The 17,222-nt window shown below is 43.1% G+C and carries 16 protein-coding genes and 4 pseudogenes; 12 read left to right on the top strand and 8 right to left on the bottom strand.

Annotated features, from left to right (window positions below; genetic code table 11):
• Positions 1-290: 290 nt before the first annotated feature.
• From VSQ62_RS31320 to VSQ62_RS31290, 6 genes and pseudogenes are all read left to right on the top strand, one after another.
• A pseudogene (locus VSQ62_RS31320) lies at positions 291-731 on the top strand (sensor histidine kinase); the annotation flags it as partial.
• A gap of 59 nt (positions 732-790) precedes the next feature.
• Positions 791-1,474, top strand: coding sequence for a response regulator transcription factor (locus VSQ62_RS31315; protein ID WP_016220681.1), 684 nt, complete (start codon positions 791-793; stop codon positions 1,472-1,474).
• Positions 1,462-2,562, top strand: coding sequence for an ATP-binding protein (locus VSQ62_RS31310; RefSeq protein ID WP_334638687.1), 1,101 nt, complete (start codon positions 1,462-1,464; stop codon positions 2,560-2,562). The genes VSQ62_RS31315 and VSQ62_RS31310 overlap by 13 nt, the downstream gene beginning before the upstream one ends.
• Before the next feature lie 126 nt (positions 2,563-2,688).
• On the top strand, positions 2,689-3,372 hold the full coding sequence (locus VSQ62_RS31305) for an ABC transporter ATP-binding protein (RefSeq protein WP_016220678.1): 684 nt from the start codon (positions 2,689-2,691) through the stop codon (positions 3,370-3,372).
• Positions 3,369-5,858, top strand: a complete 2,490-nt coding sequence (locus VSQ62_RS31300) for an FtsX-like permease family protein (RefSeq protein WP_334638686.1) — start codon at positions 3,369-3,371, stop codon at positions 5,856-5,858. The genes VSQ62_RS31305 and VSQ62_RS31300 overlap by 4 nt, the downstream gene beginning before the upstream one ends.
• Positions 5,859-6,119: 261 nt before the next feature.
• The gene (locus VSQ62_RS31290) at positions 6,120-6,569 is read left to right on the top strand and encodes a GNAT family N-acetyltransferase (protein WP_016220675.1); all 450 of its coding nucleotides are present in this window, start codon (positions 6,120-6,122) and stop codon (positions 6,567-6,569) included.
• Positions 6,570-6,733: 164 nt separating this feature from the next.
• On the opposite strand, the gene VSQ62_RS31285 is transcribed toward VSQ62_RS31290, so the two are convergent.
• The 6 genes from VSQ62_RS31285 to VSQ62_RS31260 all read right to left on the bottom strand — a co-directional run bounded on the left by VSQ62_RS31285 (position 6,734) and on the right by VSQ62_RS31260 (position 11,092).
• On the bottom strand, positions 6,734-6,862 hold the full coding sequence (locus VSQ62_RS31285; RefSeq protein WP_016220674.1) for a DUF6809 family protein: 129 nt from the start codon (positions 6,860-6,862) through the stop codon (positions 6,734-6,736).
• Between the two features lie 81 nt (positions 6,863-6,943).
• Complete coding sequence (locus VSQ62_RS31280; RefSeq protein WP_016220673.1) at positions 6,944-7,699, bottom strand: ABC transporter permease; 756 nt, start codon at positions 7,697-7,699, stop codon at positions 6,944-6,946.
• A gap of 10 nt (positions 7,700-7,709) precedes the next feature.
• Entirely contained in the window at positions 7,710-8,444 is a 735-nt protein-coding gene (locus tag VSQ62_RS31275) for an ABC transporter permease (protein WP_016220672.1), read from the bottom strand.
• Entirely contained in the window at positions 8,437-9,360 is a 924-nt protein-coding gene (locus tag VSQ62_RS31270; protein ID WP_334638685.1) for an ABC transporter ATP-binding protein, read from the bottom strand. Before VSQ62_RS31270 ends, VSQ62_RS31275 begins: the two co-directional genes overlap by 8 nt.
• Positions 9,361-9,465: 105 nt before the next feature.
• On the bottom strand, positions 9,466-10,389 hold the full coding sequence (locus tag VSQ62_RS31265; RefSeq protein ID WP_016220670.1) for a sensor histidine kinase: 924 nt from the start codon (positions 10,387-10,389) through the stop codon (positions 9,466-9,468).
• A gap of 10 nt (positions 10,390-10,399) precedes the next feature.
• Positions 10,400-11,092 carry a response regulator transcription factor gene (locus VSQ62_RS31260; RefSeq protein WP_334638684.1) on the bottom strand — a complete coding sequence of 231 codons (693 nt, stop codon included), beginning with the start codon at positions 11,090-11,092 and terminating at the stop codon, positions 10,400-10,402.
• Between the two features lie 481 nt (positions 11,093-11,573).
• Here VSQ62_RS31260 and VSQ62_RS31255 point away from each other — a divergent pair, with 481 nt between their 5' ends.
• From VSQ62_RS31255 to VSQ62_RS31240, 4 genes and pseudogenes are all read left to right on the top strand, one after another.
• Positions 11,574-12,455 (top strand): YdcF family protein, encoded by an 882-nt coding sequence (locus VSQ62_RS31255; RefSeq protein WP_334638683.1) that lies wholly within the window; start codon positions 11,574-11,576, stop codon positions 12,453-12,455.
• 273 nt (positions 12,456-12,728) lie between these two features.
• A complete protein-coding gene (locus VSQ62_RS31250; RefSeq protein WP_293741083.1) occupies positions 12,729-14,489 on the top strand; it encodes an IS1634 family transposase in 1,761 nt (586 codons plus the stop codon).
• A 216-nt stretch (positions 14,490-14,705) separates the two neighbouring features.
• Positions 14,706-15,008: a type II toxin-antitoxin system RelB/DinJ family antitoxin gene (locus VSQ62_RS31245; protein WP_334638682.1), complete on the top strand. Its 303-nt coding sequence runs from the start codon at positions 14,706-14,708 to the stop codon at positions 15,006-15,008.
• Position 15,009: 1 nt separating this feature from the next.
• Positions 15,010-15,324, top strand: a pseudogene (locus tag VSQ62_RS31240) (type II toxin-antitoxin system RelE/ParE family toxin).
• Between the two features lie 107 nt (positions 15,325-15,431).
• Here the strand turns inward: VSQ62_RS31240 and VSQ62_RS31235 are convergent.
• Complete coding sequence (locus tag VSQ62_RS31235; protein WP_334638681.1) at positions 15,432-16,091, bottom strand: Crp/Fnr family transcriptional regulator; 660 nt, start codon at positions 16,089-16,091, stop codon at positions 15,432-15,434.
• Between the two features lie 86 nt (positions 16,092-16,177).
• On the opposite strand from VSQ62_RS31235, the pseudogene VSQ62_RS31230 reads away from it, so the two are divergent.
• Positions 16,178-16,718 (top strand): annotated as a pseudogene (locus tag VSQ62_RS31230) (ferredoxin).
• Positions 16,719-16,866: 148 nt separating this feature from the next.
• Here the strand turns inward: VSQ62_RS31230 and VSQ62_RS31225 are convergent.
• Positions 16,867-16,968: pseudogene (locus tag VSQ62_RS31225) on the bottom strand (chloramphenicol acetyltransferase); the annotation flags it as partial.
• Positions 16,969-16,981: 13 nt separating this feature from the next.
• Between VSQ62_RS31225 and VSQ62_RS31220 the strand changes: the two are divergent.
• A complete protein-coding gene (locus VSQ62_RS31220; protein WP_334638680.1) occupies positions 16,982-17,197 on the top strand; it encodes a TnpV protein in 216 nt (71 codons plus the stop codon).
• The last annotated feature ends 25 nt before the right edge of the window (positions 17,198-17,222 follow it).

Here is a 17,222-nt window from a genome sequence, read left to right as displayed (position 1 = left end):
TTATTTGCCCCAAATTCAACAGCATTTCACGTTGGTTCATCCCCCAATATGCCCGTAGTATTCTCCATGTTCTTCCTGCCTTTGTTTGTCCGGTAATTTTTCCCGGAAAATATAACAGGAATTTCGTGAAATTTGTGGAGTTCATTGGACAATATGCAAAAATGGCCTTTCATTTTGCAAAAGACGGGTGGTTTATTGTAAAGGAAGTATATAGATGGTACAGTAAATGAACGGGTATGTAACGATACATGTAGAATTATAAGAGAAAATCCAGAGGAAGATAATATACGGAAAATATATCTGAGATGATGGAACGTATCAAAAAGAGTTTCCGTTTTCGTGCCGGACAGGAAGAAAAAGAGATTATCCTTTCAGGAGATGAGTCTATAGATTTTGTCTGTGACCGTAACTGGCTGATAGAGGCAGTGATGAATATTGTAAAAAATGCTTTGGATCGTACGGAAAAGGGAGGTCTTATCCGGATTGAGTGGAAGATGTCAGCGTCTTCACTGCAGATTGCCATAAAGGATAATGGGACTGGAATCCATCCGGAGGATCTGTATTATATTTTTAAGAGGTTTTACAGAAGTCGGTATTCCAAGGATACACAGGGAATTGGTCTTGGCCTGCCTCTTGCAAAATCTATTATTGAAGCGCATGGGGGCAGTATTGCAGCTGACAGCGGATTAGGGGCCGGCTCGGCATTTTATATAAATTTTCCTACTCTCTGAAAGTTTCTTGATATTTTCGTGCTAAAATAGAGATCTATCAAACATTTGGAGGAAATCAGATGCGATATAAGATACTGATTGTGGACGATGAACCGGGAATCACCGACATGATAAGAGAGTATTTTGAGCCGGAGTATGAAGTGTATACCGCTGACAGCGGCGAGGAAGCGATAAAAAAACTGTCTGTGAAGCCGGATTTGATTCTTCTTGATATCAATATGCCAAAGATGGACGGCCTGGAGGTCTGCCGGAAAATCCGCGGATTTGTCACCTGCCCCATTCTGTTTCTGACTGCAAGGGTGGAATCTCCGGATAAGATTACCGGCTTTCAGGCAGGGGCGGATGACTATATTGTAAAGCCCTTTGAACTGGATGAGCTTGGCGCGCGGGTGGCGGCGCATTTGCGCAGGGAGCAGCGCACGCTGGATAACCGGGCGGCCGGCAGGGCAGTTCGTTTTTTCGGCGAACTGGCGGTTGATTATGGGACCCGAAGTGTGTCGGTAAACGGAAATCCGGTTTTGCTGACGAAAAGAGAGTTTGACATCCTGGAACTGCTCTCTAAGAATATGGGACAGGTATTTGACCGGGAACGGATCTATGACATGATCTGGGGGATTGACGGGGAAGGAAACAGCGGCACTGTGATGGAGCATATCCGCAAGCTCAGGGCAAAACTGGCCGAGCATACGCTTCACAGCTATATTGAGACAGTCTGGGGGTGCGGATATAAATGGAACGCCTGAAAAAAATGGGTCTAAAGAGAGCGTTTTTTGTGCTGTCATCCGGCTGTGTCGTTATTTCGTTGTGTCTCCTTTTACTGCTTTTCGTGTGCTGTGAGAAAGTCCAGGACAATTACCCGTCCGGGGGAATTGAATTCAGGGCGGATGGAACGAATGTACTGCTTCAGCAGCCGACAAAGGAGCAGCAGAGAATCTTGCGTATGATAGACGGCTTTCAGCTTTTTGCATGTATCTTGCTGCCTGCCGGCGGAATCGGGGCTGCTGGGCTTCTGTTTTACCGTATCAAGCTGAAAGCGCCGATTTCGGTTCTGAAGATGGGGACGGAGCGTATCCTGAACCGGGATCTGGATTTTTCCATTCCGGACATTTCAGAGGATGAACTGGGGCAGATCTGCAGAGGATTTGAGATTATGCGGGCAGAACTCCTTCAGGCGAACCAGGAATTGTGGGAGCAGGCGGAAGACAGAAAGAGGCTGAATGCCGCATTTTCCCACGACCTGCGCAATCCGGTTGCTGTTTTAAAGGGAACGGTTAAGCTGATACAGCAGGGAAAAGGCGACCAGAGAACCTTTGACAGGCTTGCGAGTTATACGCTGCGTATCGAGAATTATGTTGAGGCGATGAGCAGTATCCAGAGAATGGAACAGCTTCCGGTCCGGGCCGTAGAATGTACCTATTCCATGCTTGAGACAGAACTGGCGGATACGGTAAAGTTTCTTGCTCCGGCATTAGAATCTACGGTTACGGTGGAGCCCAGAGGAAGTACCCGGCTGGATTACGGGATTTTCCTGAATGCTGCCGAGAATCTGATCAGTAATGGGGCGCGGTTTGCAGTGAAAAAGCTGTCTGTACTGCTAAAGGAGAAGGATGGCAGAGTCGTTTTGACGGTCATGGATGACGGCATCGGATTCCCTCTGCAAATGCTTCGGGAGGGTCCGAAACCTTTCGGAAAAATGAACGAGGACGCGGAACATTTTGGAATGGGATTATATAGCACCCATGTCCTTTGCCTGAAACATGGAGGGACGCTTAAATTAGAAAATCCGGCAGGCGGGGGAGCAGCGGCAGCCGCTTCGTTTAGAATTATTTGACAATTTTATAATCTTGAACGTTTCTTGAGATTTATGAGTTACACTCTTCTTATATGGATATCTAATGGTTTATATTCCATTACCGACATTCAGCTGTTTTACAAAATATATAAGGAGAGTGTTTTTATGATTATTGAGGCAAGAGAACTATCGAAAATCTATGGCAGCGGGGAGAGCCGCGTAGTGGCGCTCGACAAGGCAGACCTTAAAATCGGGCAGGGGGATTTCCTTTCTATTACAGGCCCTTCGGGCAGCGGGAAGAGTACGCTGCTTCACCTGCTGTCCGGTCTGGACCGTCCCACATCAGGGCTGCTTTCCTATGGCGGCAGGGATATTTACAGTTTCCATGATAAGGAGCTTTCCGCTTTCCGGCGCAGGCGTATCGGATTTATCTTCCAGCAGTTTAACCTCCTTCCGGTTCTGACGGCTAGGGAAAATATCATCATGCCGCTTCTATTGGATAAAAAGCAGCCGGATGAAGCTTACCTTAGGAAGCTTACAGAACTTCTGGGAATCCAGAAGCGGCTGAATCATCTGCCCCATGAGCTTTCCGGAGGGCAGCAGCAGCGTGTGGCCATTGCCCGTGCCTTAGCGGCACAGCCGGACATTATTTTTGCGGACGAGCCGACGGGAAATCTTGACAGCAAAAGCGGCGGCGAGGTGATGGAGCTTCTTTGCAATATCAGAAGGGAGCTGGACAAAACGCTAGTGGTCATTACCCATGACAGCCGGATTGCGAAGATGGCTGACAGGCAGTTTGTAATCGTGGATGGAATCCTTTCAGAGACAGGAAGCGGGGTGGAAGTATGAAGTCCTACAGAACTTTGGCATGGAGGGAGCTGTGTGTACAGAAGGTTACTTCCATATTAATACTGATTGCGGTGGTTCTCTCTACAGTCATAACAACCGTAATCGGCCAGTCGCTTGGGATTCTGAATGCGATGAAGGAGCAGCAGGCAGCCGCCCTTGCAGGGAAAAAGTATGGCTCTTTCGTGCAGCTTTCAGAAGAGCAGCTTGCAGAAGTGAAATCCGATTCCCGTTTTTCCTATGTCGGAGCGGCCATTGACCTTGGGACAATCCAGTTGAACAGCCAGCTAAAGCTTAGCCTTGTAGAATATCTGAACCATAGTTATGAGATGTATCCGGCTTTTACAGAGCTTCTGGAAGGACGGCTTCCGGAACATCCAATGGAGATTGCACTGTCAGAGGATGTGTTAAGGTTTCTTGGCTTTCAGGGAAAATCTGGAGATCGGATTTCCCTGACGGCTTCTAAATCGTGGCGGCATGGGATTCTGCCTGCAGTGGATTATACGGAGGAATTTACCCTTACAGGAATCACGAAGAGCAACTATGTAGCCTATACTTATGGCATGCTCCCTGGTATTGTGGGGGAGGGGACGGCTTCCCGGCTGTTCCCGTCGGAGCAGATATATTATGTGGCGGATTTCTGTACCGCGGATAAGAAGACTATGCAGAGTACGGTGGAGGATGTGGCAGAGAACCTGCAGATTCCTGAACTGGATGTGACCTACAATATCGTCTATCTTTCGGCAGTGGGCATCCCCTATGAGAATCCGGAAGGAGGCGGGGAGGATGGAATGGACGTTTCCTTCCTTAGGATTGCGGGTATCATGGTAGGCGGCCTTGTGCTTCTGGCATCAGGGCTTGTGATTTACAATGTGCTGAAAATTTCCGTGTCAAAGCGCATGAAAGAATACGGCGTGCTACGCGCCATCGGAGGCGGGAAAGATCAGCTCTGGGTGATAGTTTTCCTGCAGATATTGCTTTTGTGTGCAGCCGGAATCCCGGTTGGGATGCTGGCAGGTTATTTTTCAGCAGAAAGTATCTTTTCGATGGCAACGAGCTTTGTGTCCCCGGAGCTCTTTATGGTAAATGATACTGCGGGATTAAAGGAGCTGATCCGGGAAAACAGCGCAGGGAAGCCACTGTTTCTTGCCGCCAGTGCATTTCTCACCGTGTTCTTTGCATTTGCCGCGGCAGTACCGGCGGTCCGGTATGCGGGGAAGGTGGCGCCGACTGTAGCCATGTCAGGCGGGAATACGAAGATCCGGCGCAGAAACCGCAGGACAAAAAGGATTAAGAATTTTGCGGCTTATTATGCCCGGCTGAATCTGAGGCGGAGCCCCGGACGGACGGCCATTACAATCCTGTCTCTTGTGATGAGTATTTCGGTGTTTATTGCCCTGCAGAGCTTTACTTCGCTTTTAAATGCTGCCAGTCTTATGGAAGAAATGCGTCTTGGGGATTATTCGATTATCAATGAGACGGCCGGCTTTACAGAAAAAGATTTAGATGAGTTATCTCAAAATGATGCTGTTGAATCTGTTGCGGCAATCCAGTTTTCTCTTTATGATACGGAAGAACTGGTTGCCGGGATGTCTCCGGGATTTGAATTGAAGCCGGGGGAGACCTTGCAGGTTGTAGGGTTCAATGAAATGTATATGGACGCTTATACGGAAGGGAAGCTTTCAGAAGAAGAGTTTCAGCGTCTGATGGCAGGAGAGGGCTGTGTGATAAAGAATCCGTTTCCGGTAGTTTATGAGGGGGAGGAGCTGGAACATTCAGAGTTTGCCGCAGGCGATACAGTTTCCATAAAGGGATGGGAGCTTTTGGTCATGGCTGCATTTGACGGAACGGATGGATACGCGGGAATCGGGAATCAGGGATTTACAAATGGCGTGCAGGTGATTGTATCTGACCGGATTTATTCGGAACTGACGGGAAAGAGCGAGTATCAGGAAATGCTTCCGGTGCTGAAGGAGACGGCGGACAGGAACTTGTTTGACCGGGCGGTGGAAGAACTATGCCGGGAAATTCCGGGCACGACTTATCTCTCTTATGAAGATACGGATCGGCAGCTTGCGGAGAGCTATGAGCAGATCCGGCTGCTGGCATGGGGGCTGATTTTGTTCGTAGGTCTGATTGGCCTTTTGAATATCGTAAATACGGTGTATACGAATATCCATACCAGGGTGACGGAGATTGGGATGCAGAGGGCAATCGGCATGAGCCATGGGGCATTATATCAGACATTCCTGTGGGAAGGGGCGTATTATGGAATCATTGCTGCTGTGATTGGGGGTGTGACTGGGTATATCTGCACGATTTTTGTGGAAGCTGCCCGTACAGATACCATCCAGCTGGTCTCGATTCCTGTAGTTTCCCTGGCGGAGGCGGCCGTAATGTCTGTGCTTGCCTGCCTGATTGCAACGTGCATACCATTGAGGCGGATTGCGAATATGAGTATTGTGGATTCGATTGAAACGGTAGAGTGATAAATACTATTCGGATTTATTTGCTAAGTAGAAAGACGTATTTTTTAAAACTGTCTCATTGCATATGGGCAGGTATTGTATTATGATTTACCGGTGTTAAGACCCAAAAATCAAAACTGGAAGCAGAGGGACATACGATCATTCAAAGGGGAAGAACGAATATCCGATATTATGTAAGTGATTATGAGGACTTTCTGTTTGATTTAACATAAATGTGCTAAACTGAACGCAATAATAATTCGGAGTTAGGAGGATAACTTTGTGAACATAATCGAATATTTCAGTACAAATAACAAAGAATATTGGCTTTCAAAGATTAAAGAAAGTGATTGGGGGGCAGGTCAGTTTTTATATGAACTGTTAAAAAATCAAAAGTTAAAGGAATATGTCGGTGAAAATACAAAGGTACTTATGTTGACAGAGGGAGGAGATTTGATTTCTTTTTGCACATTTGCTGATAAGGACGATATTCAGCCAACAGAATTAACACCATGGATTGGGTGGGTATATACCTTTCCGCATTATAGAGGACACCGTTATGTTGGAAAGCTGTTAAGTTACGCTGAAACATTGGCAAAAGCAGATGGAATTAATAGCATTTATATTTCAACAAATCATAATGGGTTATATGAGAAATATGGGTATGAGTTTTTTAGAATGATGAAAGATATGCATGGAGAAGATTCAAGAGTATATGTAAAATATCTGTAATTTCCAGCTTGCTGGGAAGCTGCATGGAGTTTAAAATCGGGATTTTTTAAATAGCGTAGAAAATATGGATTATTTAACAGAATTTGATTTCCAACTTGTCAGCAACCCTCCAAAAAAGGCAGCCGCTCCCCTCAAAGCGTCTGCCTTTTCCTGTCCCCGTCCTTTTACTCGTTCCTGAAAACCTCCGCCATCATCTTTGCCCCCAGCTTAAAACCGTCAATGAACATTTCCGAGAATTCAACGTAATCAAGACCGTTGGTATCGTCATGGATTCTTTCTGGCAGTTCTTTCATTTGTGACCTCCTGTATTCAGTTTTCCAGAATCCAGTTGTTCGTGTCCCTGTTCATGTGAATTTATTAGGCAACTGAACTCTTCACGAACAAGTATGGCATATCTTTTCCTTTTCTTTGTGATTTAACCCTACCAATAACAAAATCGAAAGACAACCGCATAACAATAGAATTATAATACTTGCAATTAATTTCTCGGTAGTAGTTTCATAGTAACCTGCAACACCCAATACCGCCGTAATAGGATAGAACGCTCTTAAAGTGCCGGACATACTCATAAACATTCCTGCAAAAGAGTACATTTCTGTTAAGATTAGTGCTAACCAATAGCTTTTCTTTGTATATGTTACTAATGCAATGATAGGAGAAACAGCTAAAAATACGCCTATTCCCTCTAAAAAGTATGTTTTCAAAAAATCGAAAACCATTCCTGCCGACAATTCGGAAAAATGTAAATATGCTTCCGTCAAAAAAGTTATAATAAAAAGCAACACATAGACAAATATACTGAAAGCAAGAGTAATCACCAGCTTTACGATAGTCAATTTTACTTCATTGACAGGAATCAGCCTTAGCGTTTTCATTGTGTCGTCCTGTTCCTCCCGGCAAACCATATAACTTCCCAACAGAGCGATAACAGCAGGAATAACAAGCAAAGTAGCCCAAGGCTGAACCATTGTCATGTACCACCCCGCATTATCAATATACTGTCCTTCTAAATCCATACTGTTCCCGCCGATAAAAACAACAATAGCGACTAATACGGTTGCAAATATGGTAAGTAAGACGATACTTGAGCGACGAAGCTTTTGACGTTCCGCCCAAAGTAATTTCATCATGGAACACACCTCACTTCTTTTTCAAAGCAATATTAGCAAGCAGGATAAAGATAATATCCCAAGCAGCAATACAGAGCAATGCAAATGGAACATTTATCGTCTGTGAAAAAGCAAGCCCTGGAATATCGCTGTCTCGCATGATGATAGCCGCAGTTGAACAAATCGGGTGTAGATATATGTTCGTGTTCATTAAGAAAAATCCTAAGAGGGCATATATCAATGTGATACAGGAAGGGAGAATATATCCCTTTGTCATTGTTGCGATTGACAGAACAGGTAATAGTGCAAAGGCTGTAATCACTCCTATTTCTAAACATCTTTCAAACAAGTACAAAATATGATTCCCGTCAAATCCGATATATCCGGGAAGCACACCAAACGCCGCAGAAGCTATTGCAGTAATCATCATAAAAACGACTGAATAGAATAAAACCACAAAAAACTTACTGAAAAAATAGCTCATTCTGCTTATCGGTACGATCCAAAGCTGCTTTGCTACATCATGCCGCTTTTCTTCATAGATAAGCATTACACAAAATATCCCCAACACGACTGGTAGAATAATAAAAAGCGTATAACCAAATGCAGACCACCGATAAAACTCTAATGGGTTTATTCCTGTTTCTCCTTTGTAGCGAAACAGCAGCATTGCGAAAAAGGGCATAATAAGTGCTGCGAGCAGCATAATCAATAAAAGTTTTCTTCGGCGAAGTTTCAGCAGTTCGGTTTCAATCAATTTAAGCAATGCCTTCCCCTCCTGTAATTTTTTTGAAATAGTCCTCCAATGTATCGTTGCAGACCAGAGAACTCATAACGGTAATATCCTGCATGAAAAGTACCTTGTTGACTTCGCCCATATCAAGGGAAGCGTCATAAAGCCGTAACGTATGGTCGTCTTGAACAGAATAATCGGTCAAATGGAATTGACGTTCTAAAATCAATATCGTCTTTGGAATATCGGACACTTGCAGCAGGATATATTTACGGTTTTTCTTTTCCAGTTCCCGCATGCTGCTTTCTTCCAAAAGAACGCCATTATCAATAATTCCAATATCGTCGGCCAACAGTGAGATTTCAGAAAGAATATGGCTGGATATAAGAATCGTTTTACCCTGTGCCGCACTTAACTCTTTGATAAAATCCCTTACTTCTGCAATGCCGATAGGGTCAAGCCCGTTTGTCGGCTCGTCTAAAATCAACAATTCCGGGTCATGCAGGATAGCGTTTGCAATCCCAAGTCGCTGTTTCATGCCAAGGGAATATTTGCTGAATAGCTTTTTATCCTTATAGGGCAATCCAACTATTTCCAGAGCGTTTTTTACTGCATGAGGGGCGGCTGTGCCGCGTAGCTTTGCAAAGATTTCCAGATTTTCTGTTCCGGTTAGGTTTGGATAGAAACCCGGCGTTTCGATAATTGCACCAATACGGGGATATACACGTTTTTCCCGTCCTTTGACATTTTTACCGAATACATCCACTTTGCCGGAAGTAATAGAAGCCAGTCCTAAAATCATTTTCATAATTGTTGTTTTTCCGGCTCCGTTACGCCCTAACAGACCATAAATCCGTCCTTTTTTTACATGGAGATTTACTTTGCTGACAGCCGTTTGTTCTCCATATATTTTTGTCAGCTGCTTTGTTTCAATTACGAAATCATTCATAGATGTTTCCTCCTTTTGCACTCCCTATTATAAATCACTAACCTTGCCATAACCTTGCCGATACCTTGCTTTTTTCTTGTTTTATTAAGAAAAGCCCTGCACTTTTTACAGGGCTTTCGGAAGCAATATGGTAAATTTGGTCCCATGGCCGGAATTGCTTTCGGCGGTGATGGTTCCTTTATGAACGCTGATAAGTTCCTTTGTAATCGCCAGACCTAATCCGTTTCCTTTCGCGGACCGCGACTGGTCGCACTGGTACATTCTTTCAAAGATATGTGGGAGATTGTCGGGAGTTATTCCTTTTCCATTATCCGATATTATAATTTTAGCTTGCCGCATATCCTCGAAAATATGCAATTCCATTTTGTCACCCTCACTGTGAACAATCATGTTTTGCAAAAGGTTATTAAGGACGCGGGTATATGCATTTACATCTATACGGATAAAATACTCTGTTTCGGGTATGACAAATTCATATTCAAAAGAACTGTTTTCCAAGACAGGAATCCAGTCTGCTATAATGTTGCGGGATAGTTCATTCAAATCAAATTTTTCAAAATGAAAAATCTGCTCCCCAGAATCCAGTTTTACCCACTCAAACAGATTTTCCACAAAGGATTTCAGATATTGTGCCTTTTCATGTGTGACATGGATATATTCGTCTTTTTCCTCCCCAATGACTATTTTGTTTTCTACCGCTTCCAGATAACCCACAAGGGAGGCAAGCGGGGTTTTTACATCATGCGAAAGGCTTGTCATCAGCCGTTTATATGCCTGTTCAGATTGTCTTTGCCGTATAAGCTGCGCCTGACTGTTTACGGCTATTTCGTTAATACCATAGCAGATTTTCTTTGTCATGTCGTTTTCGCCTGCTAAAATACGTCGGTTCAAGTTCCCGCCCTCTATGTCCTCTAAGGCGTCTTTTATCAGCGCAAGCTGTGTTCGCACGCGCCGTAAGGCAGAAATGAGATACACAATGATAAGCAGCATGAGGGCTGACACAATGAAAAGATAAACAGTGATGTCCATGTTATGCCTCCTACTTGTTAAAACGATAGCCGACACCCCGGACAGTTAAAATGTAAAAGGGGTGGTCGGGGTCCGGCTCAATCTTTTTCCTTAATTTGCTGATAAAAGACATAATATTGCTATCGTCAAAAGCATATTCTTCCTCCCATACCTGTGAATAAATTTGCTTTTTGGTAAATACCCGTCCTTTGTTGGAAGCAAGAAAGAGCAGTAAATCAAATTCCTTCCCTGTAAGCGAAACAGGAATATCTTTGACCGAAACTGTACGGTTTAATTTGTCAATTACCATATCTTTCAGCGATATATAATCTGTATCTGCCGTAGAGGGATTTAAGGTAGTGTATCGTCGGATCAGGGAATTGACACGCGCCATAAGCTCGTTAATGCTAAATGGTTTTGTCAGATAATCGTCTGCCCCCATTCGCAAGCCGGACACTTTATCTTCCTCGTCGCTTTTGGCAGTGAGCATAAGGACGGGAACATTGCTTGTCCGCCGTATTTGCTGCAACACTTGAAATCCGTTTAAATCGGGCATCATTACATCCAGAATAATAAGGGAACAGCTATCTTTGTTTTCATCGGCCAGACGCAGCCCCTGAATGCCGCTATATGCAACTATGGCTGATAAATTTTCCTGCTCTACGCATTTTTTCATAAGAGCGCAAAGTTCTTTATCATCATCTATAATCAATACATTATTCATGGCGTAACTCCCTTCCATCAATCAGCTTTTTTGCGTCTTTTTGCATCAGCCGCATATACCCAGGTCTTGAAATATCCGGTATGCGGTTCTCGCTGCAAAGTATTTGTACCTGTCTTTCTTTAAACTGTATCAGTATACAATAGGAATTGCGCTGAAGCGCAAGCAGGTCATCAATTTCCTGACGGAAATTGGTGACAAATATAATTGTATATGGATACTCGAATAATAGCAAGTGTCTGATTGTGTATTAGAATGTATTTTACACCGCCATTTGAGTATGATAAAATTATGGAGAGAATCCCTTAGCGGAAGGGCTTTCTAAAATGTCGTATTTTAAAGGGGCAATACAGATATGTTGCAGATTTCATTTATTCTTTTTTTAATACCATTTTGCATATTTGCGAGAATTATGCTGCACGATCCCAGAACATTATGGATCGGCGTTTCATTTTTCTGGATGATGACAAGTCTGGCAGTTTTTTTGTTTTTTATACTTTCCCAGTACTCAGAATGGCTTGCGTCACATGATGCAGTCGTCGGACTTCTTGTTTTTCTGTTTATTTTGGCAGTAGTCAGCGTAATCGCATTTCCGGCAGTTTTGATTGTTACGTTTTTTATAGAAGGAATAAAAATTATCCGGCATGAGGGAATGAAGCCTTCTAATTTATTATCTATGCTATTTTCAATCCTGCTGTTTGGATATCTTGCAGTCTGGCCAGTGATTGGGAGTCTGGAAAAGGGCAGATTCAGTACAATACTTTATGTAACGATTAGTTTTTCTGCTGTATATGTATTGTCACTGATGGCGATGTATTCACTATCTGCGGTTCTTAATCTTATTCATCTGAGAAAAAAGAGGAATGCGGACTATATTATTGTACTGGGCTCCGGGATTATTGGGACTAAGGTTACGCCGCTGCTTGCGGCCCGGATTCATAGAGGAATAGAGCTTTTGCGCTGCAACCAGAATGCGGTACTGATTATGTCCGGAGGGCAGGGGCCAGGCGAAGACATTTCGGAAAGCGCCGCTATGGCGGCATATGCTGTCGATCAGGGAGTGGATGCTGAAAAGATCATAATGGAGCAAAAATCGGTATCAACGGAGGAAAACCTGATGTTTTCAAAGGAGTTGATAGACAACGAGAATGCGAAAATTGTTATTGTTACAACTGCTTATCATGTCTTTAGGGCTTTAATTCTGGCGAAGCAGCAGGGAATAAAATGCGTAGGGTTTGGTGCAAAGACGAAATGGTATTTTACACTGAATGCATTGCTCCGTGAATTTGCAGGATATCTTCGGCTGACCTGGAAGAGACATGCCATTGTAATAGGCATCATTATAAGCGTTGCAGCAGCTTTTTAGATAATAGACGTGAAGTCAACTTGCATTTGACATGTGAAGCTATCGTTTCTATGATTTATGGAAGCTTTCTGACATTATATAGTGTGACTTTTCAGGATATTGGGTTTTTTTTCGCTAGTGTCCTGAAAGTCGAATAATAGTCACTAAATACTGATTCTACCGAATTAAAAAAGCGATAAAAACCTTGAAAATACGGCCCTTTTCCTTTGAAAAAATACTTAGTATCTGTTATAATATAAGAGAAAGATAGATACTAAGTATTTGGAGGGAAATATGGGCCGTATAGCTTCTGGAAAAGAACGTGTGGATCTGATCGAAAAGGATCAGGGGAATGGAACCGTATATGTCTATAGGCGGGTTAGCATCTACAATAAAGAAAAAGGATATTATGTCTCAAAAGAACAAAAACTGTTGGGGAAGAAAGTGAATGGATCCGATGAGATCGTACCCACGCGGGCCAAGGCATCCAATGGATCCCGGAAAAAATGTGCGGCAGAAAGTACAATGAGCGAAGTCGGCGTCACAGCCGCACGTATTCGGATTGGCGCATCAGCAATCATCGGCCATATCGGTGCAGCCAGCGGAATAGATGACGATGTGTATAAAAGCTGTGACACGGCGGTAGCCAAAAAGATTATTGCCTTGGCGAGATATTATCTGCAGAGTGACGGCGAGGCTACTTCGCACATTGAAAAGTGGCAGTTGACACATATTATGGAACCCTATGGTTATCCCATTTCTGAAGACACGGCTCATGACTTGTTTGAACGTGTCGGGGCAGATGAGACGATCTCGCAGAGCATTTTCTTTAACAGGGCCGCCCGTTTGGAAAACGCACGGGTTCTGGCGTATGATTCTTCTACGGTTTCGACCTATGGATTGAACCATGGCAGGGCCAGGCAAGGATATAATAAGGATAGGGACGGGTTGGAAACGGATAAACTCTTTACGTTTTACTCCATATCTACCAGGCAGCCAGTGTGTTACATGTCAGTCCCGGGAAATATACCGGATGTGATTGCAGTGGAGAATGCCACAAAGCAGTTAAAAGCATTGGGGCTTGAACAATCCGAGGTGATTTCCGATTGTGGGTTTTATTCCGAAGATAACCTGTCACTATTGTTACAATCATCCTTTGATTTTATCACTCGTGCACAGTACGATGTGAAATGGATACGGCCTGAAATTGACAAAGTTCTCAGGAAGCTGGAGGATACGGGGAACATGTGCCCGGATGAAGCCGGGACGTATGGTGTCAGCACCTGTATCATGCATGAATTTACCAGGACAAGGAAGTATGCCAGCAAAAAGAAAGGGCTGGAGGCCGGAGATACAGAATTATTCAACCGTAGGGTATATCTGCATATTTATTTCAATGATGTCAACCGCATAAAGAAGAACAGGGCATTTGATGAAACGCTCAATAAACTTAGGAATGCTTATCTGGAGGGAGAAAGAGACTTTAAACCTGCAGCTCGGAGAATGATCGACCAGTTTTTGGATATCAAAGAAAAGCGGAATGGAAAGCCCGTAATTACATTCAAAACGAAAGCGGTAAGAGAGGCAAAAAAGTACAACGGAGTATTTGTACTTGTAGCAAACAAGGAAAAAGATCCGTTCGAGTCGTTAAGGAAGTTTCGCAAGAGGGAATGGATTGAAGATTTTTTTGAAGAATATAAGCAGCGGGTTGGAGGCAGGAAACACCGTGTATGGGATGACCTGACAGTAGATGGTAAGAAATTAGTCCAATTTGTCGCGCTATGTTACTATGAACATTTTTCGGGTGAGATTACCCGGATGAAAAATACTCTGGGGGTACCGAACGGCGAACATGACCATGATTTGAAAGTGAATCTGGATAAAGAAAAGCAGTTAAAAACATGGTTAGAGAATAATTCTATCCAGGAAATATTTGATTGGTTTGATGCTGTGGAGAAGATAGATGTAACCACGCCATATGCAAAACAGATATGGACGACAGAAGCGATAGCAAGAGACCAGTTATTTTTAAATAGGCTTGGAGTGGAGTTATAGGAAATTTTCCGCCTGTATGGTTAAAAATTATTCCAGTGCGTAGGAAGGGTATCCCCGACTTCCGTTTCTCGAACAACAGTTCAACCATACAAGTGGAAAATTTTTAGTGTCTATTGCTCGACTTTCAGGTAGTGTATGTCTGATATTATGGAAGAAATTAGCGCTTGAATTGTAACGACAAAAGCGTTACAATATAAAAAACTAGGAGGTGTAATTATGGAAAAAACAGCAACATTGAACTTAAGAGTAAATCCAACTGTTAAAGAACGGGCAGAAAGAGTATTGTCTCAGTTAGGTGTTCCCATGTCAACAGCAATTGATATATATTTGAATCAAATTTCTCTTACAGGTGGAATTCCTTTTTCTGTTTCTTTACCAAAAGCACCAGTACCGATTCATGCAGATGCCATGACAACGGAAGAAATCCATCAAAAATTGGAAAAAGGTTACAATGATATAGCAACAGGTAGAGTGCAAAATGCAGCGGAAGCGTTCGCAAAATTTAGGGAGACTCATTGATATGAAACAATATACGGTTGAGATTACAAATGAAGCATTGGCTGATATGGATTAATTATACAATCACATTGCTTATGTCCTTCAGGCACCGGAAAATGCAATGGATCAGTATAACCGGATTGCAGACGCTATTTTGACATTGGATACTATGGCTGAGAGAATCTGTATTATGGAATCAGAACCGGAACGAAGCAAAGAGATGAGAAGATTGTTGATAGACAATTATTCTGTCTTTTTTATAATCCAGGGAGATAAAGTGATTGTAACAGATGTATTATATAGTGCATCAGATATTGAAAACCGATTAAAAGGTTAAATGATAAAATCAAAAAAGGAAATATGAAACATGAGGCAGGATATGTTCCCGTAAAAAGGAAGGTGTCCTGCCTTTTTGTATTTCTTTTCAGTTTTACAAATATGAATCTACAGCAGAGTAAATTGATTTTTCTCAAAGGTCAGAAGCCCTTCATTCCGCATCCTGCACAGCTCATTGGACATAGCACTGCGGTCTACGGAAAGAAAATCCGCAAGCTGCTGTCGATTGAAGGGAATGGTAATGGAACTACTGTTCTGCTTTTTTGCCTCTTCGGACAGATAAGAAATCAATTTTTCCCGCGTGGTACGCTTTGATATATGTCCAAGCTTCTGTACGAGTTTCCTGTTCTTATCAGATATTGCAAAAAAAAGATTCTGCAGTACGATTGAATGGAAACGGCAGGCTGATGAGCAGACGTTCAGCATTTTCCGTACATCAAAGAATATGACGGTGCTGTTGTCCACAGCAATAACATCATTCAGAATCGGTCCGCTTCCGGGGGAGACATAGGCTTCTCCGAACATTTCACCGACATGGATGACGTTGACAATGCTCCGGTTTCCCCAATAGTCATCCCGCTGGATGTGCAGCTTCCCTTTTACCAAAACCGTAATATGGGTCAGGTGTTCCCCCTGCCTGAAAATATATTCCTCTTTTTTATAAATACGGGATTTTGCTTGGAAACATCCGAGTATTGTATTGACTTCGTCTGCCCTTACACCAGCGAACAGCTGTGTCTCTTTGAGCACAGGCACATATTTTTCCATATAAAATCCTCTTTCTGTTGTAAATACAACCGAATTGTTTTGTTTATTGTATTATGATAGCTACAGAAAAGCTAGGAGGAGTTCATATGATCAGAAAAATTATTAAAATTGATAAAGAGAAATGTAACGGATGCGGTGCCTGCCTATGATGAGGCGGCCGTACTCGCTGCAAAAAAGGCTGGCTGTCCCGGATCAAACGCAAGGACGATTACAAGAAATGCAGCGGATTCGGTTGTTTCTGTTACCGCTGTCCCGGTCAGCAGCCAGCTAAAGCAATGGCCTGTACAGATAAAACTCGCACCTGTAAAGGCGCCTTATTTTGGGAATGCCAATCTGCTGATTGCCGCGGACTGTACGGCATATGCCTATGGGAATTTCCATAGCGAGTTTATCAGGAACCATATTACGCTGATTGGGTGCCCCAAGCTTGATGAAGGGGATTACACGGACAAACTGACGGATATGATTGCAGGAAATGATATCAAGAGTGTGACGGTTGTAAGGATGGAGGTTCCATGCTGCGGCGGAATTGAATATGCGGTAAAAGAGGCTCTTAAAAGGAGTGGCAGATTTATACCATGGAGAGTTGTAACCATTTCTACGGATGGGAAAATTCTGGATAATTAATTGTTTTTCATGAAAGAAATATCTATAAAGTATCTTACAGGAATTGGTCTGACGAACCTAATCGTTCGCAGACCAATTCCTGACTGGAAAAATCTTAATGAGTGTTAAGATAGTGTATTGAGATAAAGCTGTAAATTCTCCGCTAATTTTTTCCATCCCTTTTTTCATATCTGCCCCAGTCAAATAATGGTGTTGCGTTATCTTTATTTCTGGAATCTGTGTGGGAGATATGAGTATATGCGTTCCAGGGATTGCTATATCCCATGTCTTGTATTACCAACCGAAAAGAAAATAGACCTATTGGCTTATTGGGACAGCGACACAAACACTATATTCGGGAACATAAGAGAGCATTTTACGCTACACTACCTATGAGTGGTAAATTGAACAGTTATCTTGCTGGCATCAACAAACAAGCACAAGAAATATTTTCTCGGCTTGTAGAACAGATGGCTGAACGTGAAGGCGTAATTGATTAGTTGCATATTTGGGGTGGCTGAAAAG

The organism is Sporofaciens sp. JLR.KK001 (assembly GCF_036941055.1).
Lineage (GTDB): Bacteria > Bacillota > Clostridia > Lachnospirales > Lachnospiraceae > Sporofaciens.
The sequence above is the reverse complement of the archived record's forward strand: the minus strand, read 5'-3'. Positions and strand labels throughout refer to the sequence as shown.